This is a genomic window from Actinomadura sp. NPDC023710 (assembly GCF_040639875.1).
Taxonomy (GTDB): Bacteria; Actinomycetota; Actinomycetes; order Streptosporangiales; family Streptosporangiaceae; genus Spirillospora; species Spirillospora citrea.
Genome location: NZ_JBFAGB010000036.1, coordinates 40,724 through 61,423, shown reverse-complemented (window position 1 = coordinate 61,423; position 20,700 = coordinate 40,724). Strand labels below are relative to the sequence as shown.

Below are 20,700 nucleotides of genomic sequence, written 5' to 3'. Positions count from 1 at the left end.
GTTCTTTCCCTACTCCTTGACGGCCCCCGAGAGCATTCCTGCGATGAACTGGCGCTGCAGGAAGACATAGACGATCACGATGGGCGCGGCGATGATCAGCGCGCCCGCCATGAGCAGCGAGTAGTCGGTCTTGTGGGTGCCCTGGAAGAAGGACAGCCCGAGCGGCGCGGTGCGCAGCCCCTCGTCCGAGTTGACGATCACCAGCGGGAGCAGGAACTCGTTCCAGGTCCACATGGTGGTCAGCAGCACCATGGTGAGGATGGCCGGGCGGCCGACCGGCACGAGCACGCGCCACAGCGTCGTCCAGCCGGACGCGCCGTCGATGCGGGCCGCCTCCAGCAGCGACCGGGGGACGCTGCGGAAGTAGGCGCGCATCCAGAACGTGCCGAACGCCACAGACATGGCCACCTGCGGGAGGATGAGCCCGGCGTAGCTGTTGTCGAGCCCGGCCGACCTCAGGTCGAAGTACAGCGGGACCACGATGGCCTCGGTCGGGATCGTCAGTCCGGCCACGAACAGCAGGAACAGCGCGCCGGACCCGCGGAACCGCATGGTGCCGAGCGCGTAGCCCGCCATGATCGACAGCACCGCGGCCACGACGACGGTGACGGTCGTGACGATGAAGCTGTTGCGCAGGTAGGTGGCGAAGTGTCCCTCGCGCCAGGCCGTGCCGAACGTGGACAGGTCCGCGTGCGGCAACTGGAGCGCCTGCGCGACGACCCCGATCATCGGGAACACCGCGATGACCGAGAAGACGACCAGGATCGCGTGGTTGACGAACCGTTCCGCCCGGACGTTCATGCGTCCTTCCCTTCCACGAGCCGCCGGACGCCGGCCGTGACGGCGAACGCCAGCACCGCCAGCGTGACGCCGATCGCGCAGCCGAGGCCGACCTCACCGGTGTTGAACGTGCGGTTGTAGACCTCGTAGGCGGGCACCTTCGTCGCGTCGCCCGGCCCGCCGGAGGTGGCCATGTAGATGAGGTCGAAGTTGCGGATCGCCATGATGGTCGTCAGCGTGAGCGCCACCGCCAGCTCGCGCCGCAGCCCCGGCAGGGTGACGGCGAAGAACTCGCGGACGGCCCCGGCGCCGTCGATCCGCGCGGCCTCGTACAGCTCCCGCGGGATCTTCTGCACCCCGGCGAGGAACAGCACCATCGCCAGGCCGATCCCCACCCACGTCCCGACGGCCCCGACCGCGGGCAGCGCGAAGGTGAAGTCGCCGAACCAGCCGCGCCGCCAGTCCGGCAGGCCGAGGGCGTGCAGCCAGCCGAGGACGGTGTTGACCGGCCCGTCGGTGGAGTACACCCACCGCCACGCCACGGCCACCGCGACCATCGCGACGACCTGCGGCAGGAACAGCACGGTCCGGAAGAACGTCAGGCCGCGGATCTTCGTCCGCGACATGGCGCCGACCAGGACGAACGCGATGCAGCACGGCAGCACGGAGTAGAACAGGATGAGGACGAGCAGATGCCCGAACGCGCCGCGCAGCGACGGGTCCGACCAGGTGGCGGTGTAGTTGGAGAACCCCGCCCACGTCGCCTCGCCCAGGCCGTCCCAGTGGTAGAGGGAGAACTGCGCTCCCCGCGCCAGCGGCCACAGCAGGAACGCCCCGTAGACCAGCAGGGCCGGCAGGGTGTAGAGCCAGCCGATCCGGCCGGGCTCCCCGGGTGATCCGGAGACGGGCCGGCCCTGCCGCCGGGCCGCGTGCGGGGCCGCTGCCTCGCGCCTGTGCCTGGAGGTCTTTCGCCGCGCGACGGTCGTCATGTGCGGGCTCCTTGGTCGTGCGTCCGGCGCCGTCCCGCCTCCGTCCGCGCCGCAGGCAAGGCGCGGACGGAGGCGGGCATGGCCGATCCCTACTTCTTCTTCTGGAAAGCGGAGTAGTCGTCCTGGGCCGCCTTCATGACCTCATCGGCCGGTTTGCGCCCGGCGATGAGCTCCTGCAGCGGTCCGCCGAACGCGTCGGTGAAGGTCGGCGTCGCGTAGTCGAGGTACGGGGTGATGCCGTCGTTCTTGCTCAGCTCGGCCCACGCCGTCGACACCTCCTTCAGCAGCGGCTCGGCCGGCTGCTTGGAGGGCGCGGCGAGCGCCGGCAGGTTGCCGGTCTCGACCGAGACGTCCATCGCCTCCGGGGAGGTGATGAAGTTGATGTAGGCGGCGGCGACGTCCGGGTGCTTGCTCTTGGCGGTGATCGACCAGGGCAGGCTCTCGCCGCCCATCGTCGCCGACGGCGCCCCGGCCTGCGCCGGGGGCGGCAGCATGAAGCCGACCTTGCCCTTCATCTTGTCGTTGAGCTCGGACGCCCACCACGTCCCGCCGAACATGAACACGCCGTCGCCCTTGGCGAAGTTGACGGGGGTGTCGTCCCACTTGACGGCGTTGGCGTCCTTGGTGAAGTACCCCTTCTTCGACCAGTCGCCGAGCTTCTGCGCCGCCTGGACGTTCGGGGCGTCCGTCCAGGAGCCGCCGCTGCCGAACACGAGCTTGCGGACGGCCTCCTTCTCGGCGGCGCCGTCCTGGAGGATGCCGTACAGCTGCATCGCGGGCAGCTTCTCCAGGTTGCCGAACGCGATCGGGACCTCGCCCTTGCCCTTGGCCGTGGCGAGCGCCTGGTCGAACTCCGCCCAGCTCTTCGGCGGCTGGACACCGAGCTTGGCGAGCTTCTCCTTGTTGTAGTAGAGACCGACGATCTCGCCGTTCAGGGAGACGCCGTACAGGCTGCCGGACCCGATGAGCTTGCCGTCCTTGGTGACGCTGTTCAGGTCCGTCAGGCCCTTGGGGTAGCGCTTGCGCCACCCGTAGACCTGGTCGTAGGAGTCGAGCGGGAGGAGCATCCCGGCCTTGACGTACTGCGCCATGGACGCGTAGCCCTGGTTGGCCTCCACGACGTCGGGCGGGCTGCCGCCCGACAGCGCGAGCCGGAGCGTCTTCTGCAGGTCGCTGAACGACCGCGACACCCGCTTGATCTTCACGTTGGGGTACTTGGCCTCGAAGCGCTGGTTCAGCGCCTCGATCTGCTTCTTCTGCCCGCCCTGGACCTCCTGGTCCCAGACGGTCAGGGTCACGTTCCCGGCCTTGGCCACGTCGGTGCTCACCGCGGCGGGCGCCTTGGTCTCCGGCTCGTCGCCGGACGAGCCCGGGGCGCACGCCGCCGCGAGCACGGTCGCGAGGGCCGCGACCGCGGCGGCCGCCCCTCTCCTCGTCAGTGTCGGCATTCCTACGGCTCCCTCTTGCTCTCTGTCCTGCTGCGTCCGCGCCGGTCGGGGACGGCGCGCTAGTGGTCGGCCCGAAGGGTGGGCTCGGCCCGGACGACGGTGTCGGTCGCCGAGTCGGGGATGAAGTCGACGACGAAGGCGTACGGTTCGAGGACGGACTCGGGCACCTCGCCGGACTCGCCGAACGCGGCGATCTCCCCCCAGCACGGTGCGCCGAGCGAGCCGCTGCGGTGCCGGACCGACAGGCCCGCGCACAGGTTGGCGAACCGCAGCCGCTCCAGAAGCGGGAGGCCGGCGAGCGTCCCGAACAGGAACCCCGCGCCGAACACGTCGCCGGCGCCGGTCGCGTCGAGCGGCCGCACCGGCAGCGCGTCGGTCTCGGCGACCTCGCCGGTCGCCGAGTCGATCGCGATGGCGCCCGCGCCGCCGCGCTTGACGACGACGACCGGGACCCGCTCGGAGAGGACGCGGGCGGCGTCCTCCGGCGTGCTCGTGCGGGTGTAGGCCATGGCCTCCACGGCGTTGGGCAGGAACACGTCCACGTGCTCCAGCCGGTCGAGGACCTCGCTGGACCACGTCTCGGTGGCGTCCCAGCCGATGTCGGCGAACACCGCGGCGCCCGCCCGCCGCATCTCCTTCGCCCAGCCCGGCACCGGATGCTCGATGTCGACGAAACAGGCGCGTGCGGCCGGCGGCGGGGAGCCGAGCACCGCCTCCGCGTCGCCCGTCTCGCCCGGGTCGAGGTCCGGCAGGGGCCTGGCGTAGGTGACCATGCTGCGGTCGGAGTCGTAGGCCAGCGACACCGTGACCGGGGTGGGCCAGTTCTTGATGCGGCGGGAGTGCCCGAGGTCGATGCCCTCCTGCTCGGCGAGCGTCCGCCACAGGTAGGAGCCGAACATGTCGTCGCCGAACGGGGCCGCGAGCCCGACCCGCAGGCCGAGCCGGCTCATCGCCACCGCGATGTTGGCGGCGCCGCCGGGCGCCGAGCCGAGGCCCTCGGTGAACATCTCGGTCCCGGGCGGCGGCAGCCCCGGCAGCCCGGTGAAGATCATGTCCATGAAGACCTGGCCGCTCAGGAAGACGTCCAGCTCGGGCGCCGGGCCCGGGTCGTCCCCGCCGCGCAGCAGGTCGCCCGCCGGGACCCGTTCGGCGCACGGGTCGGCCATGGAGGGTTCGGGCGGCTGCCCGGGGGCCGCGGCGCCGCCGGGCGCGGGGCGTTCCACCGGCAGGCTCCCGTCCAGGATTTCCACTGTCATGACGACTCCTCACGGGAGAAGACGGCGGCGACCTCGGGGATCCGGTCGATGTAGCCGTCGAGCAGCAGCCGGCCGATCCGCGCCGAGTCGACCAGGGGGTGCAGGGCGAAGGCCTTGGCGGCCTCGGTCCGCGAGCCGGTCACCGCCGCGCCGACGGTCAGCCGCTCGACGGCCTTGACCTGCTGCATCAGCCCGGCCTGGTGCAGGTCGGGCTGGTCGAGGGGGAGCGGGTGGACGCCGCCGGCGTCGACGGTGACGGGCACCTCGACGACGGCGTCCGGGGGCAGCGCGGTGACGGTCGCGCCGTTCCGCACGTTGAGGATCATGGTGGCGGGCTCGTCGCGGCTGATCGCGGCCATCACGTTCAGCGCGACCCGGGCGTAGCCCTCCTCGGCGGGGTCGACGCCGGAGTGGTCGTCGAGCGCCTCGCCGGTCCGGGCGCCCTTCATCTCGGCCATGTAGCTCGCGCTGCGGGAGGCGACCGTCTCGCGCCACAGCTCCATGGCCGCGCCGGCAGAGGCCGCCGCGATCCGCTCGTAGAACGCCTCCTGCTGCTTGAGCAGGAACTCGCCGCGCGTCTGCGGGGCGTCCAGGGTGGCGCGGACCGCCTCCCGGTTGAAGTAGTAGTAGTAGAGGTACTCGTTGGGGATCAGGCCGAGGTCGCGCAGCCACTCGCGGCCGAAGACCACGCCCTCCTCCAGCGTCCCGAGCAGGTCGTCGTCGGCCAGCAGGCGGGGCAGGACGTCCACGCCGTCGTGCAGGATGCGGCGCATCCAGCCGAGGTGGTTCAGGCCGACGTAGTCGAGCCGGATCCGGTCCGGGTCCAGGCCGAGCGCGGCGGCCACCCGCATGCCGAGGCCGGACGGGGTGTCGCAGATGCCGAGCACCCGGTCCCCGAGCACGCCCTGCATCGCCTCGGTGATCATCCCGGCCGGGTTGGTGAAGTTGATGACGTAGGCGTCCGGCGCGAGGGCCTTCACGCGATGCGCGATGTCGAGCATCACGGGGATGGTGCGCAGCCCGTAGGCGATCCCGCCGGGGCCGGTGGTCTCCTGTCCGAGCACGTTCAGGTCCAGCGCCACGCGCTCGTCGCACACCCGCCCCCGCAGGCCGCCCACCCGGACGGCGGCGAAGACGAAGTCGGCCCCCTCCAGCGCCTCGTCGAGCCCGGTGCTGGTGAACACGCGCGGGGCGTCCTCCGCTCCGGCGGCGAGCGCCGCGAGGACCTCGGCCATCCCGGCCAGGCGGCCGGCGTCGGAGTCCTGCAGCCAGACCTCCTCGATGCGCGGGGAGCCGGGGTCGCGCAGCAGGGCCTGGTACACGTAGGGCACCCGGAACCCGCCACCGCCGAGAATGGCCAGCTTCATGCGATGTACACCTTCCCGCCCGCCTCGCGGCAGACCTCCAGAGTCCGGGGGTCGGCCCCGGCCGTCGTGACCAGCGCGTCGACACGGTCGATCGAGCACACGCGCAGCGAGCCGGTGCCGGGGAACTTGGCCTCGGAGGCGACCAGCACCACCCGGTCCGCCGACTCCAGCATCGCCTGCTTGATCGGCGTCTCGACCTCCATGTCGTCCATGACGTGGCCGTCCGGCCGCACCCCGGTGCAGCTCAGGAACACCAGGTCGGCGCGGACCTGGCGGAGCGCCGTCTCGGTGAGCGAGCCGACGAGCGAGAGGTAGTTGCGCCGCACGACGCCGCCGAGCAGGCACAGCCGGACGGCGTCGTCGTCGCGCAGCTCGTCCAGCACGGCCAGGTTGGCCGTGATCACCGTGACCGGCCGGCCGCGCAGGTGCCGGGCGAGGAGCCGGGTGCTGGTGCCGATGTCGAGGACCACGACCATGTCGTCCTCCACCAGCTCCGCCGCCCGCTCGGCGACCGCCGCCTTCTCGGCGCTGTCGTGCTCGGCCGACGCCGCGAAGGAGATCTCCGGCGCCGCCGGGCGCGGGGACAGCGCCGCTCCCCCGTAGGTGCGCATCAGCTCGCCGTTGCGGTCGAGCACGTCGAGGTCGCGGCGGATCGTGGACTCGCTGACCTGAAGGGTCTCAGCCAGCTCCCGGACGGAGGCGGCGCCCTTGGCACGCAGGGACGACACGATCTGCGCCCGTCGGATGCTCGATGTCACGCGGTGGAAGGTAACACCGCTGCTCGACATCCGTCATCACCCTGGCGGAAACCTGCTCGAAGTCCGTCATTCGCTTCTCTGACGTGCGCGGACACGGTCAGGACGGTGGTGAAGTCAGCGGGCGCTGTCGAGGGCTCGGAACGTTCCATAGACGGTGCGGGCGGAGGGTCCGCAGGCCGCCGCGCGGGCTGTCAGGACGGAAGGTCAAACCAGCACAAAGAGGACCCTTGACGACCACATAATTCCGACCTTAAATCATGATGTGAAATAACGCGCGTGTTCTGAGGGCCCCCGCTCACCCACCCACGCGAAGGAGATGCGCATGCATCCCGTCCCACCCCGAGGGCCGTCCAGGAGAACCTGGCCGGCCGCCGTCTCCGCCCTGTTGGTCGTGGTCGCGCTCGCCGCGCCGGGCCCGGCCGGTCGCGCCGCCGCGGCGGCGTGCGGCTCGTCGGACGCGGCGCTGAACCGGCCGGCGACCGCCTCGTCCACCGAGAACGCGTCCTTCCCCGCCTCCGCCGCCGTCGACGGGAATCCCGCGACCCGCTGGTCGAGCACCTTCGGTGACCCGCAATGGCTCCAGGTCGACCTCGGCACAGCCCAGGACATCTGCCAGGTCGCCCTCACCTGGGAAGGCGCCTACGCCGAGGGCTTTCAGATCCAGGTCTCCGACAACGCCGCCAACTGGACCTCGCTCTACTCCACCACCGCCGGCACGGGCGGGAGCCAGACCCTCAACGTCGCCGGCAAGGGCCGCTACGTCCGTATGTACGGCACCGCCCGCGCGACCCAGTGGGGATACTCGCTGTTCGGGATGGCCGTGCACACCGGCTCCGGCGGCGGCACGCTCCCCGGCGGAGGCGACCTCGGGCCCAACGTGCTCGTGTTCGATCCGTCCATGAGCACGTCCGACGTCCAGGGCAGGCTCGACGCGGTCTTCCGCGAGCAGGAGAGCAACCAGTTCGGGACGGCCCGGTACGCGCTGCTGTTCAAGCCGGGCAACTACAACGTCAACGCCGACCTGGGCTTCTACACCTCGATCGCCGGCCTCGGCCGCAATCCCGACGACGTCACCATCAACGGCGGCGTGACCGTGGACGCGGGCTGGTTCGGCGGCAACGCCACGCAGAACTTCTGGCGGTCCGCCGAGAACCTGTCGATCACCCCGTCCGGCGGGGCGGACCGATGGGCGGTGTCGCAGGCCGCGCCGTTCCGCCGCATCCACGTGCGCGGTGACCTGAACCTCGCTCCCACCGGCTACGGCTGGGCCAGTGGCGGCTACATCGCCGACTCCAGGGTGGACGGCCAGGTGCAGCCGTACTCGCAGCAGCAGTGGCTGACGCGCGACAGCCGGATCGGCGGCAACCTCAACGGCGTGTGGAACATGGTGTTCTCGGGCGTCGAGGGGGCGCCGGCCCAGAGCTTCCCGAACCCGCCCTACACCACGCTGAACACCAGCCCTGTGACAAGGGAGAAGCCGTACCTGTACACCGACGCGTCCGGGGCGTACGGCGTCTTCGTCCCGGCGCTGCGGCGCGACTCGCGCGGGACGACCTGGTCGGGCGGCTCCACGCCCGGATCCTCCATCCCGTTGTCGCAGTTCTACGTGGCCAAGCCCGGAGACTCGGCCGCCACCATCAACGCCGCGCTGGGCCAGGGCCTCAACCTGCTGTTCACGCCCGGCGTCTACCACCTGGGACAGACGATCAACGTCACGCGTCCCGGCACGGTGGTGCTCGGCATCGGGTACCCGACCTTGGTCCCCGACAACGGCGTGGCGGCGATGAGCGTGGCCGACGTCGACGGCGTGAAGCTGGCCGGGATACTGTTCGACGCCGGGACGGCCGAATCGCCGGTGCTGTTGCGGCTCGGCCCCGACGGCGCGAGCGCCGACCACGCCGGCGACCCCTCGTCGGTGCAGGACGTCTTCTTCCGGATCGGCGGCGCAGGGCCCGGCAAGGCGGCCACGAGCCTGGTGGTGAACAGCGACGACGCCCTGCTCGACCACATCTGGGCGTGGCGCGCCGACCACGGGAGCGGTGTCGGCTGGACGGTCAACACCGCCGCCAACGGCGTGGTCGTCAACGGAGACGACGTCACCGCCTACGGGCTGTTCGTCGAGCACTACCAGAAGTACCAGCTCGTCTGGAACGGCGAGCGCGGCAGGACGGTCTTCTTCCAGAACGAGATGCCCTACGACCCGCCGAACCAGTCCGCCTGGCGGAGCGACTCCCCCGACGGCTACGCCGCCTACAAGGTCGCCGACTCCGTCACCGCGCACGAGGGCTGGGGCCTCGGCAGCTACTGCTACTTCAACGTCGACCCGTCGATCGTGGCGGCGCGCGGCTTCGAGGTCCCCGACCGGCCGGGCGTGCGGTTCCACGACCTGCTCACGGTCTCGCTGGGCGGCAACGGGGTCATCCGGCATGTCGTCAACGACACGGGCCCGGAGGCCTCCGGTACCGACACCGTCCCGGCCAACGTGGTCGGCTACCCCTGATCCACTCTGGCGTCCCCGCGGGCCCGCCTCCGGGCGGGCCCGCGGGCCTCCGGTCACGGATTGCCCTTCCATGCTCATACAAGAAGGATGAGCATGTTTTTCGAACGGAAACGCGCATGCGGAAGCGCGGAGGGCGAGGGCCGGGAGGCCGGGCGTGAAAAGGCTCGTGGCAGTTCTCGCCGGGCTGCTGGTCCTGTCGACCGTGGCGGGCGCCGCGCCGACGAGCGCGGTGTCCGGCGGCGTACAGGTGCGGCCGGGCGATGACTGGACGCTGCCGGGCTGGGTCCGTCCGTCGGCGAACTCGGGGCTGTTCTCCGAGACGGCCGCCCCGGAGTTCGGCGTCGGCACGCGCAGCCTGGACCTGAGCTGGCGCCAGCTCCAGCCCGACGGCCCGGGGACGCTGGACACCCGCACCGCCGGCCTCGCCCAGGACATGGGCTTCCCGCCACTGAGTCGGCAGCTCGCGGACCGGCGGCCCTTCTGGGTGCGCATCTTCGCCAGCGGTTCGCGGTGGGCGCCCGCATGGGTGGCGGACGAGTGCGGCGTCGAGCCGCTCGGCCCCGACTACGACGGGCAGTACCACCTGCCCCTCTGGAACGAGTGCGTGTGGGGACGGCTGCTCGCGCTCTACCGCAGGGTCTTCGTCGACGAGGGCCTGCGCGCGGACCCGCGGCTGCGGCTCGTCTACGTCCCGGGTGCGTTCACGTGGGCGGAGTACGACTACGACATGGTCGGCAAGGCGGCCGAGCAGGGGCTGACGTTCGAGGAGTACCGGTCGTGGTACCGGCACGCCTGGCGGGATCTGACCGCCCTCTTCGGGCCCTACAGCACCAAACTCGTGTTCACCGGCGAGGACTATCCGTGGGGGCCGTGGGGGTCGAAGACGGACCTGTTCGCCAAGCAGGCCGTCGACGCGGGGCTCGGCATCCGGACGGGCATCACCGAGGTGTTCGACTTCCATCTGAGCGAGGCTCCGTCCTACGGCAGCCGCATCGAGCCCGACGAGCACATGACGGTGGACGAGTCCCTGCCCGTCCATGACGGACGGCATGTCGCCGCCACCGAGAACGAGTGCTTCAACGACTGCGGTTACCGCACGGACGAGCCGTACTACGCCGTGCGGCAGGCGAACCTCAAGGCGCTGCAACTGCGGACGAACTGGGTCTACGTGGTGCCGGGCCCGTCCTACATGAAGCAGTATCCGCAGCATTGGAGATGGGTGCGGCTGAGCATCGGCAAGACCGCCTCCGATTCACCGGACGCATGGGCCGCGCTACGCGATGCCGAGGACACCTACTGGAAGAACGCGACGGGGCCTTTCACCGGCGCCCGTGAGTGGCCGGGGCGCCCGTGGGTGCGCAACCTCGAACGCTGGCTCGTGCAGCGGGACGCCGGTCCGGACGGCAGGGCCCGCCGCTCCACCGCCGACGTCCACAGCGGTGTTCTCGGACCGGAGAACGGCACCGCCTACGAGGGACTGCGCACCGACCGCGCGAAGGGGCAGACGTCCCTGTACTTCGATCTCGACGACCGGTTCCTGCGCGGGCGGCACGAGCCGGTGCAGATCAAGGTGACGTACCGGGACGCGGGCGGGGGCGACTGGTGGGTCGAGCACCAGGGCGGACGCTCGCCGGCGGTGCGCCGCATGGGCGACGGGGCGTGGAAGACCGCGACGTTCCGGCTCCCCCGGCCCGCGTTCGCGAGCCGCCTCAACGGCGGCACCGACTTCCGGATCGCGACGGGCCCCGGCGGCGACCTGGACGTGCGCTTCGTCCGGGTGGTGCGGGTGCAGCCCCCCGCACGTTCATGATGTTTTCTGCTCTGTACTCTTCTGTTTCGAGCAGTAGTGAGCATAAAGTCTCAGAACAGATCGAACTCCGGGAGGGGCTCATGGCCGGGAACCGCATCATGACCGAGATCGCCGCGCAGCCGGAGTGCTGGCGGCGGGCCGCCGGGCTCGCCGACGGACTGCGGGACGCGCTGCCGGCCCGCGGGGAGCGGGTGGCGGTCGTCGGATGCGGCACCTCCCTGTTCATGGCGCAGGCGTACGCGGCGCTGCGGGAGGACGCCGGGCACGGGGAGACCGACGCGTTCGCCGCCTCGGAGATGCCGCGCGGCCGCCGCTACGACCGGGTGCTGGCGCTCACCAGGTCCGGGACGACGACCGAGGTCCTCGCCGTCCTGGACCGGCTCGGCGGCTCGGTCCCGACGACCGCGATCACCGCCGACCCGGACACGCCGGTGTCCCGCAGCGCCGGTCGGTTGATCGTCCTCGACTTCGCCGACGAGGAGTCGGTCGTGCAGACCCGGTTCGCCACCACCCAGCTGGCGCTGCTGCGCGCACACCTCGGCGAGGACCTGACGGCCGCCATCGCGGCCGCCGAGGACGCGGTGGCCGACCCCGTCCCGCCCGAGCTGCTGGACGTCGAGCAGATCACCTTCCTCGGCCGCGGCTGGACGGTCGGCCTCGCGCAGGAGGCCGCCCTGAAGATGCGCGAGGCGGCGTGCTTCTGGACGGAGGCCTACCCGGCGATGGAGTACCGGCACGGGCCGATCAGCATCACCGGCCCCGGCCGGGCGGTGTGGATGTTCGGCGGCCTCCCGGACGGCCTCGGCGAGCAGGTGGCCGCGACCGGCGGGCTGCTGCGCGCCGCGGGCGCCGACCCGCTCGCCGAGCTGGTCCGGGTGCAGCGGCTCGCGGTCGCCCGCGCGAGCGCGGCGGGCCTGGACCCGGAGCGTCCCCGCCATCTCACCCGCTCGGTCATCCTGGACGCCGCGCCCGGCGGTCCGGCGGCATGATCCTCACGGTCACGCTGAACGCCGCGCTCGACGACACCTACGAGGTGCCGGACGCGCGGCTCGGCGCGGTCCACCGGGTGGCCGCGGTGCACTCGCGGCCCGGCGGCAAGGGCGTCAACGTGGCCCGGGTGCTGCACGCCCTCGGACACGAGGTCGTGGCCGCCGGCCTGGCCGGCGGCGCCGCGGGGCGGCGCATCGAGGAGGGGCTCGGCTCCCTCGGCGTGCCCACCGCGTTCACCCCGGTCGCCGCGGAGTCGCGCCGGACGGTCACCATCGTCGGCGCCGAGGCGACGATGTTCTGCGAGCCGGGCCCGGAGGTGACCGGCGCCGAGTGGGCGGCGTTCCTCGCCGGCTTCGAGTCCCTGGCCCGGGACGCCGCCGTGGTCGTCCTGTCGGGGAGCCTTCCGCCCGGCGTCCCCCCGGACGCCTACGCACGGCTCGCCCGCCTCGCGCCCGGCCCGGTGATCCTGGACGCCGACGGGGAGGCGCTGCGCCTCGGGCTCGCCGGAGCCCCCGGCATCGTGAAGCCGAACGCCGAGGAGCTGGCCCGCGCGAGCGGCACCGGCGACACGGCCGCGGGGATCCGCGCGCTGCGCGAGGCGGGCGCGGGGGCCGTGGTCGCCTCGCTCGGCGCCGGCGGCGTCCTCGCCGCGACCCCGGACGGCGTCCTGCGCGCCGCGCTCGACCGTCCCGTCCCGGGCAACCCGACGGGCGCGGGGGACGCGCTCGTGGCGGGGCTGGCGGCGGGCCTGGCCGCCGGCCTGCCCTGGCCGGACCGCCTCCGCCGCGCCGTCGCGCTGGCCGCCTGCGCGGTCCGCTCCCCCGTCGCCGGCGAGATCGACCCCGCCGGGCTCCCCGCGCTGCTGCCCCGCGTCACCCTCCGGACCGAGGAGAACCATGCCGCTCGCCCCCATGAGTGAGGTCATCGCCGCACCGGCCGCGCAGGGCCGCGGGCTGGGGGCGTTCAACGTGATCCAGCTGGAGCACGCCGAGGCGATCGTCGCCGGCGCGGAGCGGGCGGGCGCGCCCGTGGTGCTCCAGGTCAGCGAGAACTGCGTCGCCTACCACGGCGCGCTCGCCCCGATCGGGCGTGCGGTGCTGGCGCTCGGCCGCGCCGCGTCGGTCCCGGTCGTCGTCCACCTGGACCACGCCACCTCGGCGGACCTCGCCCGCGAGGCGGTCGCCCTCGGGTTCGGGTCGGTGATGTTCGACGCGTCCGGCCTCCCGCACGAGGCGAACGTGGCGAGTACGGCGGAGGTCGCCGCCCGCTGCCGGGCCGAGGGGGTGTGGGTCGAGGCGGAGCTCGGCGAGATCGGTGGGAAGGACGGCGTGCACGCCCCGCACGCCCGCACCGACCCGGAGGAGGCCGCCGGGTACGTGGCCGCCACGGGCGTGGACGCCCTGGCCGTCGCGGTCGGCACGTCCCACGCGATGCTGACCCGCGACACCGTGCTCGATCTCGCGCTCATCGCCCGGTTGCACGCGGCGGTGCCCGTCCCGCTGGTCCTGCACGGGTCGTCCGGGGTACCCGACGACGGGCTCGCCGCCGCCGTCGAGCACGGCATGACCAAGATCAACGTGGCGACGCAGCTGAACAAGGTGTTCACCGCGGCCGTCCGGGCGCGGCTGGACGCCGATCCCGGCCTGGTCGACCCGCGCCGCTACGTCTCCGCCGGCCGCGACGCGGTCGCCGCCGAGGTCGCCCGGCTGCTGCACGTCATCCGAGCGGGCGGCCGACGCGATAGGTCACGTGGGTGACCAGGGGCGTCCGTGACGCGGCGACCGGCTCCAGCGCCAGGTCGCCGACGCCCTCGAACAGGCGCTCGCCCGCCCCGAGGACGATGGGGGCGATGTGCAGGCGCAGCTCCTCCAGCAGGCCCGCCGCGAGGTACTGGTTCACCGTGCTCGCTCCCCCGGCGATCGCGACGTCCCCGTCTCCCGCGGCGGCCCGCGCCCGGGCCAGCGCCGACTCGATCCCCTCGGTGACGAAGTGGAACGTCGTGCCGCCCTTCATCTCGACGCTCTCGCGCGGGTGGTGCGTCAGCACGAACACCGGCGCGTGGTAGGGCGGCTCGTCGCCCCACCAGCCCGTCCAGTCCGGGTTCCACGACGGGCCGCGGTCGGGGCCGAACATGTGGCGCCCCATGATGTAGGCCCCCGCCGAGGTGATCTTCGCGATCGCCTCGGCGTTGGCCTCCTGCTCCTCGAACATCCACCGGTGCAGCCGCTCGCCGCCGTCGCCGAGCGGCTCTTCCAGTCGCTGGTTCGGGCCCGCGGCGAAACCGTCGACCGATACCCCGATGTCACAGGTGACCTTGCTCATTGCGGTGCCTCCTAGGCCGGCGCCCCCGTGGCGCCTTCACCATTGGATCGGAGCGGCGCCCACGTTCTCGACATCCCGGGCCCAAGAAGATGAAATCCATTGAACCCGCGGCCGTGGGGTGGACGTGCTGTGAGGTGTCGCGTGCGCGGCGCAAGGCCGAACCCGGGAGGACGAGCTGACCACTGACAGCCGCTTGGAGCGGACCACAGACGAGGACGTGCCGGCCGACGCCCCTGAGGCGGGTGGGCCGTCGAGGCGGCGGCGGGTCGCGGCGAGGACGGTGACAGGAGCGGCGTTCCTGCTCGTGCTGGTCGCGCTGGTCGCGCCGGCCGAGTTCGCCCGCCTGGCCCCGGGGGCGTTCGTGCGCGTCCCGATCGAGGGCGTGGTCGGCGTCGCGCTGGTCCTCGTGCTCCCGGCCAAGGCGAGACGGTACGCGGCGGGCGCGGCGGGCGCCGTCCTCGGGCTGGTGCTCGTGCTGAAGGTGCTGGACATCGGGTTCGACGCGGTACTCGTCCGGCCGTTCGACCTGGTGCTGGACTGGCCGCTGCTGGGGCCGGCCGTGGAGTTCGTCAAGGAGTCGTCCGGGCAGGCGGGGGCGGTCGCGGCCGTCGTGCTGGCGGTGGCGCTGGCGGTCGCGGTGGTCGTGCTGACGGCGCTGTCGACGCTGCGGCTGAGCGGCGTGGCGGTCCGGCACCGACGCCCGGCGTCCTTTGCCGCCGGTGTGCTGGGGACGGTCTGGCTCGCCTGCGCCGTGCTCGGGGCGCAGTTCGTCCACGGTGTGCCGGTGGCGTCCAGGAGCGCGGCGGTCCTCGCCTACGACCACGCGCGGCAGGTGCGGACGAGCCTGAACGACCGCAAGGAGTTCGCCAAGGCCGCCGCCGTCGACAGGTTCCGCGACACGCCCTCCGACAAGCTGCTGACCGGGCTGCGCGGAAAGGACGTGGTCCTGGCGTTCGTGGAGAGCTACGGGCGGTCGGCCGTGGAGAGCCCGCAGTACGCGCCGCAGGTCGGCGCCGTGCTCGACCAGGGGACGCAGCGGCTCCGCAAGGCGGGGTTCTCCGCGCGCAGCGGCTGGCTCACGTCCTCGACGGCGGGCGGCGGCAGCTGGCTGGCGCACGCCACGCTGCTGTCGGGCCTGTGGGTGAACAACCAGCAGCGGTACCGCGCCCTGGTGAACAGCGACCGGCTGACGCTGAACGGGGCGTTCCACCGCGCGGACTCCCGGACGGTGGCGCTCATGCCGGCGATCACGCGGGCCTGGCCGGAGGCGTCCTTCTACGGCTACGACACGGTCTACGACGACCGGAACCTCGGCTACCGCGGACCGCGTTTCAGCTTCGCCACGATGCCCGACCAGTACACCCTGTCGACGCTCCAGCGCACCGAGCTGGCGAAGGAGGACCGGGCGCCGGTGATGGCGGAGACGGCGCTGGTGTCCAGCCACGCCCCATGGGCGTCCATCCCGCGGCTCGTCCCGTGGGACCAGGTCGGCGACGGCTCGGTCTTCAACGGGATGGGCAAGGGCTATGACGCCGCGTGGCCCGCGCCCGGCCGCATCCGCGCCGAGTACCGCACGTCGATCGAGTACACGCTGAACACGCTCGTCTCCTACCTGGAGACCTACGGCGGCAAGGACACCGTGCTGGTCTTCCTCGGCGACCACCAGCCCGCGCCGCTCATCACCGGGCCGGGCGCGGGCCGGGACGTCCCGATCACCATCGTGGCGAAGGACGGCGCCGTCCTGGACCGGATCTCCGGGTGGGGCTGGCAGGACGGCCTGCGCCCTGGCAGGGACACCCCGGTGTGGCCGATGAGCGCGTTCCGCGACCGATTCTTGACCGCGTTCGGAGGCTGAACGGAGATCGGGGGGACGGTCTCCGGGAAGGGTGGCGGCGTGACCTCCTTGTCCGCGGAGCCCGGACGGCCCGCGGCGCCTTCGGCCGAGCAGCCGCCGGGCCGGTTCCGCGCGCTGCACCGGCGCTGGCTGCTCGCGGCGGTCGTGGCGGCGCTGCTGGCCCAGATGGCCGCCGCGATGGTCACCACGGCCGTGCAGCAGAGCCCGACCGTCGACGAGCCCGTCTACATCAGCACCGGCGTGGTCTACCTCCGCCAGCACGACCTGCGCCACAACGCCGAGCACCCGCCGCTCGGCAAGCTGGTCATCGGGGCCGGGGCCATGCTCGCCGGCCCGCACCTGCGCGCCCCCTTCACCGGCAGCGACTACAGGCTCGGAAGGCAGTTCCTGTACCGGTGGGGCAACGACGCGCAACGGGTGCTGCTGGCCGGGCGGCTGCCCGTCATCGCGCTGACCCTGCTGTTCGGGCTGGTGGTCTTCGCGTTCGCCCGCGACCTCGCCGGTTCGGCCGGCGGCCTGGCCGCACTGGCCCTCTACGCCTTCTCCCCCGACGTCATCGCGCACGGGTCGCTCGCCACCCTGGACGTCCCCGCGGCCGGTCTCCTGCTGACGTCGGTGTGGCTGCTCTGGCGCGCCAGGCGCAGGCCGCGGCTCTACCTGCCGCTCGCCGGGGTGGCGCTCGGCGCGGCCATGGCGACCAAGATGAGCGCGCTTCCCGCGCTGCCGGTGCTCCTCGTCCTGGCGGCGGTGTCGGTCTGGACGTCCCGCCCGCCGCGCCGTCCCGTCGCGACCGCCGTGCTGTCGGCGGCCGGGGCCGGCGTCCTGGCCGTCGCGGTGGTGTGGGCGAGCTACCTCGCCGTTGACCCGCGCCTGCGCTGGGCGGCGCCCGCCGACCTGCCGTCCGCCGGAGGGCTGCGCGGGCTCGCCGCAGGCTGGCTGCCGTTCCCCCGGCCCTTCCAGGACGGGATGCGCGCGCAGTTCGGATTCGAGAACATGCGGTGGACGGGCTTCCTGTTCGGTGACGTCTACCGGGGCTCTCGCTGGTACTACCTGCCCGCCGCGCTGCTGGTGAAGACGCCGCTGGGCATGCTCGTCCTGTGGGCGGCGGGCGTCGCCGCGATGGCGGCGCTGCCCCGGCTGCGTCCGGCCGCGCCGTACCTGCTCGCGCCCACGGCCGTGCTGCTGGCGGTGGCGATGACCGGGTCGCGCGACCTCGGTGTCCGTTACGCCATCTTCGTCCCGCTCTTCCTGGCGGTGGCGGCGGGCGGCGCGGTCCTCGTCCGGTGGCGGTGGGCCGGGGCCGCGACGGTCGCGCTGCTGCTGTTCGTCGCGGTCAGCTCGCTGCGGGCCTTCCCCTACTACCTGCCGTACTCCAACGAGGCGTTCGGCGGCCCGTCCAAGACCCACCTGCGCCTGCACGACTCCAACGTCGACTGGGGCCAGGACCTCGGACGGCTCGCCGACCGCCTCCGGGAGCGGTATCCGGGCGAGCCGGTCTGGCTGGTCTTCAAGGGCAGTGGCCTCCCGTCCGCCTACGGCATCCGCGCACGCGACCCGCTCACCGCGCCGCCCGGCGAGGTGAGCGGGCTGCTGGTGGTCTCCGACAGCTGGATCGTCAAGAACGACCCGCGGCTGATGCCGCTGATCCGCGGCAGCGAGCCGATCGACGAGGTCGGGTACTCCGTCACCATCTTCCGCCGGCCGGCCCTGCGCCCGTAGCACCTTTCCGGGCTCCGAGGCGGGCCGCGCGAATCAGCGGCGGCGGGCGTGGGCGCGGGACCAGAGCGCCGCCCAGCCGCCGTGCGCCAGCCAGGACTCAGGGACGCGGAGGCCGTGCTCGGCGATCTCGTCCCAGAACACGGCGGTGTCGGTTCCGAGCTCGCGCGCGGCGGGCAGGGCCCGCTGCCAGGGGCCCTCCTCGTCCTCCAGCGTCGTGGCGGGGTAGCCGGGGACGGAGGTGGTGCGCGGCGGCGCCACGGGGACGAGGCGGATGTCCGGCCCGGCGCAGGTGGTGGCGATGGTCAGCGCGCACAGCAGCGGCTCGGCCGTCGGCTTCGCGAAGGCGCGGGCGATGACCGGGTCGTCCCGGACGGCGAGGAGCCCGATCGCGCGGCGGACGCGGCGCGCCACCAGGTCGAGGGAATAGGCGTCGGCGACGGCGGGGAGCTTGACGAGCCTGCGCAGCGTCTTCGGCAGCGGCGGCTCGCCGAGCAGGAGCGGAAGCTGGTCGAAGCGGCCCCGCAGCGCCGGGTCGAGGGCGTCGAGCGCGGAGCGCAGGGGGCGGAGGCCGGAGGCCGTCCAGAGCCGGACCAGATCGGTGGCGCCCTCGTCCAGGGCGCGGCCGACGGCCCCGGTGAGCTGCGGGGCGCCGAAGCGGCGCAGCCGGGCGAGCGCGGCGTCCGTCCCGGTCCCGGCCACGGCGGACAGGGCGCCGAGCGCCTCCGGGGCGGCCTGCGCCCACGACCGGAGCGCGAGCTCGCCGAGGGCGGGGCCGGCCTCCTCGACGAGGCGGGGCGCGGCGCGCCGCCGCGCCGGACGCGGCGGCGGGAGCTCGTCGGGCGCCTGCGCGGTCTCGTCCCTGACGGCACCGGGTACCGCGGCGACCCAGTCGCGGAACCGCTGTTCGAGGGCCTCGTCCGGCGCGTCGTTGAACCTCGCCGCGATCTCGGCGACGCGCCAGCCCCGGGACGCGGGCCGCAGCGCGACCAGCTCCGCGTTCACGACCAGCAGGCCGTCGGCGTCGTAGAGGCCCGCGAGTCCGCTGCGGCCCTCCCTGGCCTCCTCGACGTAGGCGGGTCCCGCGATGCAGTTGCCCATGTAGTCCGCCCATCCGGCGACGTCCCGGGCACTGCGGGCGATCTTGAGCCGGAGGCGGGTCCCGGGGACCGTCGTGCCGTCCAGCGCGGCGAGCGGCGCCGGGACGGCGAAGTCGCCGGTGAGCGCCTCGGCGATCGCGGTCGCCGACATCAGGCCCGCGGTGAGGGCCGCCCACATGCGGGGCGCCCGGGGCGGGACGCCCCCGAGCGCGACCAGCTGCGCCGCACCGGAGACCGCGCCCATGACCGAGTCGAGGCGCGGGGTCAGCGGCTCGCCGGCCGGAGGCGGGTCGTGGTCGAACCACGGATCGCCGGTACCGGGGGTGGGCTGCGCCCGCTCGTGCCCGTACAGCCGGGCGAGGGCGTCGACCAGGTCGGCGTACCAGAGGAGGTCGGCGGCGGTCTCCGCGGTCGCCGGGTCCTGATCGGGGGTGAGCCTGCGGCGAAGCGGTTCGAGGTCTCCCAGCATCGGCCCGGTCCACGGCGCGATGCCGTCCCACTCGGCCGGAGGGCGGCCGTACCCGGCCCCCTCGCGCCAGCTCTGCAGGCTGGGCGACCACTCGCGCAGCAGGTCGTCGTGCGTCCCGACCATGTCGCCCATCACACGTCCGACGTCCTCGATGACGACGAGCGCGAAGTCGCGGGCGCAGGCCAGGCGCGGCCTCGTGTAGGCGGCGAACTTGGCGTCCATCGGCTTGCCGGCGGCCAGCCTGCGCGCGAGGTCGCGGACGTAGGCGCCGGGACGCACGGGGAGGCCGGTCAGCCCCGGCACGCGCCGTGCCGCCTTCCCGGCGGCCCAGTCGGGCATCAGGGACGCGGCCGCGCGCAGCACCGGGGCCGACCGCTCAAGGCCGTCCTCCAGGCCGTGGTCGGCGACGGCAGCGGCGGTCCGGAGCAGCGCGGTGGCGGCGATCGCGTCCGCGAAGACGCGCTGGAGGCGCTCGTGCCAGTACCAGCGGCCGGGGGTCCAGCGCGCGATGTCGGCGAGCGAGGGCTGCTCGTTCTCCAGGTCGATGCGCACCTGCCACAGGATGTGCTCGTCGTCGTCGTGGCGGCGGCGCTTGCGCAGGTCGGCGACCCGGTCGCGGCGGCTCTGCGTCGCCAGTCGCGCGTCCCGGCGGGCGAGCCCCGTCCGGCGCTCGGCGACCCGCTCCCACAGGTCCAGGATCAGCGCGAGCCTGCGGGGCGGGGCCACCTGCTCCAGCACCTGCCGCAGGTACCCCGCGAGCACCGACGGCGATCCGCCGGGGGTGAGGTCGACGCCTTCGGGAGCCTCCAGGGCGAGCACCCGTTCGAGCTGCTCGGGGCCGAGGACGTCGCTGGCCGCGGACGCCAGGTGCAGCGCCGCCCAGCGCCCCTCCTCGGCGGCCCGCGCGGCGGCCGCGCCGACCCGCCTGGTGACCGCGGGGCCGAAGAGCGCGACGAGCACCCCCGCCCGCTCGCCGAGGCGGTCCGCGCCGTGGAGGCCGACGGTCCGGAGCGCGGCAAGGACGGCGTCCCGCTGGTCCCCGCGCGCCCCGTCCAGCCGCGCGGAACGGAACCCGCCGCCAAGGTCGACGCCCGCGCCCGCGGCGACGGCGCCCCCGTCGGCGACGAGCACCGACAGCTCCCGGACGGCGTTCGCCACGTCCCCGGCCGGAGCCCGCTCGGGTCCCAGCGCGACGGGCGTCCCCGGCCGCGCGTCCGCCTGGTCCAGCAGCCGTCGCGGTCCGGAGGGCCGGGCGATCCAGGCATGGCGCCCGGACGCCACCACTCCCCCAGAAAGCCGGATCTTCATTCGCCCCATCTTCCTCCCGGCGGCCGCACCGG

General features: G+C 73.5%; 15 protein-coding genes. 7 read left to right on the top strand and 8 right to left on the bottom strand.

Annotated elements, in window-relative coordinates; genetic code table 11:
• Window positions 1–9: 9 nt before the first annotated feature.
• From AB0H37_RS33580 to AB0H37_RS33555, 6 genes are all read right to left on the bottom strand, one after another.
• A complete protein-coding gene (locus tag AB0H37_RS33580; protein WP_179835762.1) occupies window positions 10–801 on the bottom strand; it encodes a carbohydrate ABC transporter permease in 792 nt (263 codons plus the stop codon).
• Window positions 798–1,769, bottom strand: a complete 972-nt coding sequence (locus AB0H37_RS33575; RefSeq protein ID WP_360616832.1) for a sugar ABC transporter permease — start codon at window positions 1,767–1,769, stop codon at window positions 798–800. Before AB0H37_RS33575 ends, AB0H37_RS33580 begins: the two co-directional genes overlap by 4 nt.
• Before the next feature lie 89 nt (window positions 1,770–1,858).
• Window positions 1,859–3,217, bottom strand: a complete 1,359-nt coding sequence (locus tag AB0H37_RS33570) for an extracellular solute-binding protein (RefSeq protein ID WP_329089114.1) — start codon at window positions 3,215–3,217, stop codon at window positions 1,859–1,861.
• A 59-nt stretch (window positions 3,218–3,276) separates the two neighbouring features.
• The gene (locus AB0H37_RS33565; RefSeq protein WP_360616831.1) at window positions 3,277–4,473 is read right to left on the bottom strand and encodes a carbohydrate kinase family protein; all 1,197 of its coding nucleotides are present in this window, start codon (window positions 4,471–4,473) and stop codon (window positions 3,277–3,279) included.
• Window positions 4,470–5,840, bottom strand: coding sequence for a 6-phospho-beta-glucosidase (locus AB0H37_RS33560; RefSeq protein ID WP_179835765.1), 1,371 nt, complete (start codon window positions 5,838–5,840; stop codon window positions 4,470–4,472). Before AB0H37_RS33560 ends, AB0H37_RS33565 begins: the two co-directional genes overlap by 4 nt.
• Window positions 5,837–6,598 (bottom strand): DeoR/GlpR family DNA-binding transcription regulator, encoded by a 762-nt coding sequence (locus tag AB0H37_RS33555; protein WP_229810384.1) that lies wholly within the window; start codon window positions 6,596–6,598, stop codon window positions 5,837–5,839. Before AB0H37_RS33555 ends, AB0H37_RS33560 begins: the two co-directional genes overlap by 4 nt.
• Before the next feature lie 322 nt (window positions 6,599–6,920).
• Between AB0H37_RS33555 and AB0H37_RS33550 the strand changes: the two genes are divergently transcribed.
• From AB0H37_RS33550 to AB0H37_RS33530, 5 genes are all read left to right on the top strand, one after another.
• On the top strand, window positions 6,921–9,098 hold the full coding sequence (locus AB0H37_RS33550; protein ID WP_360616830.1) for a discoidin domain-containing protein: 2,178 nt from the start codon (window positions 6,921–6,923) through the stop codon (window positions 9,096–9,098).
• A gap of 154 nt (window positions 9,099–9,252) precedes the next feature.
• Window positions 9,253–10,908, top strand: a complete 1,656-nt coding sequence (locus AB0H37_RS33545; protein ID WP_360616829.1) for a hypothetical protein — start codon at window positions 9,253–9,255, stop codon at window positions 10,906–10,908.
• An 80-nt stretch (window positions 10,909–10,988) separates the two neighbouring features.
• A complete protein-coding gene (locus AB0H37_RS33540; protein WP_360616828.1) occupies window positions 10,989–11,897 on the top strand; it encodes a sugar isomerase in 909 nt (302 codons plus the stop codon).
• Window positions 11,894–12,817 carry a hexose kinase gene (locus tag AB0H37_RS33535; RefSeq protein ID WP_329089105.1) on the top strand — a complete coding sequence of 308 codons (924 nt, stop codon included), beginning with the start codon at window positions 11,894–11,896 and terminating at the stop codon, window positions 12,815–12,817. The genes AB0H37_RS33540 and AB0H37_RS33535 overlap by 4 nt, the downstream gene beginning before the upstream one ends.
• Entirely contained in the window at window positions 12,810–13,655 is an 846-nt protein-coding gene (locus AB0H37_RS33530; RefSeq protein ID WP_360616827.1) for a class II fructose-bisphosphate aldolase, read from the top strand. The genes AB0H37_RS33535 and AB0H37_RS33530 overlap by 8 nt, the downstream gene beginning before the upstream one ends.
• Here the strand turns inward: AB0H37_RS33530 and AB0H37_RS33525 are convergent.
• Window positions 13,615–14,220 (bottom strand): dihydrofolate reductase family protein, encoded by a 606-nt coding sequence (locus AB0H37_RS33525; protein WP_360616826.1) that lies wholly within the window; start codon window positions 14,218–14,220, stop codon window positions 13,615–13,617. The two genes, AB0H37_RS33530 and AB0H37_RS33525, sit on opposite strands and share 41 nt — an antisense overlap.
• 193 nt (window positions 14,221–14,413) lie before the next feature.
• On the opposite strand from AB0H37_RS33525, the gene AB0H37_RS33520 reads away from it, so the two are divergent.
• Window positions 14,414–16,075 carry a sulfatase gene (locus tag AB0H37_RS33520; protein ID WP_360616825.1) on the top strand — a complete coding sequence of 554 codons (1,662 nt, stop codon included), beginning with the start codon at window positions 14,414–14,416 and terminating at the stop codon, window positions 16,073–16,075.
• A 39-nt stretch (window positions 16,076–16,114) separates the two neighbouring features.
• Window positions 16,115–17,794, top strand: coding sequence for a phospholipid carrier-dependent glycosyltransferase (locus AB0H37_RS33515; protein ID WP_360616824.1), 1,680 nt, complete (start codon window positions 16,115–16,117; stop codon window positions 17,792–17,794).
• 33 nt (window positions 17,795–17,827) lie between these two features.
• Here AB0H37_RS33515 and AB0H37_RS33510 read toward each other — a convergent pair whose 3' ends face one another.
• Complete coding sequence (locus AB0H37_RS33510) at window positions 17,828–20,668, bottom strand: hypothetical protein (RefSeq protein ID WP_360616823.1); 2,841 nt, start codon at window positions 20,666–20,668, stop codon at window positions 17,828–17,830.
• Window positions 20,669–20,700: the final 32 nt, after the last annotated feature.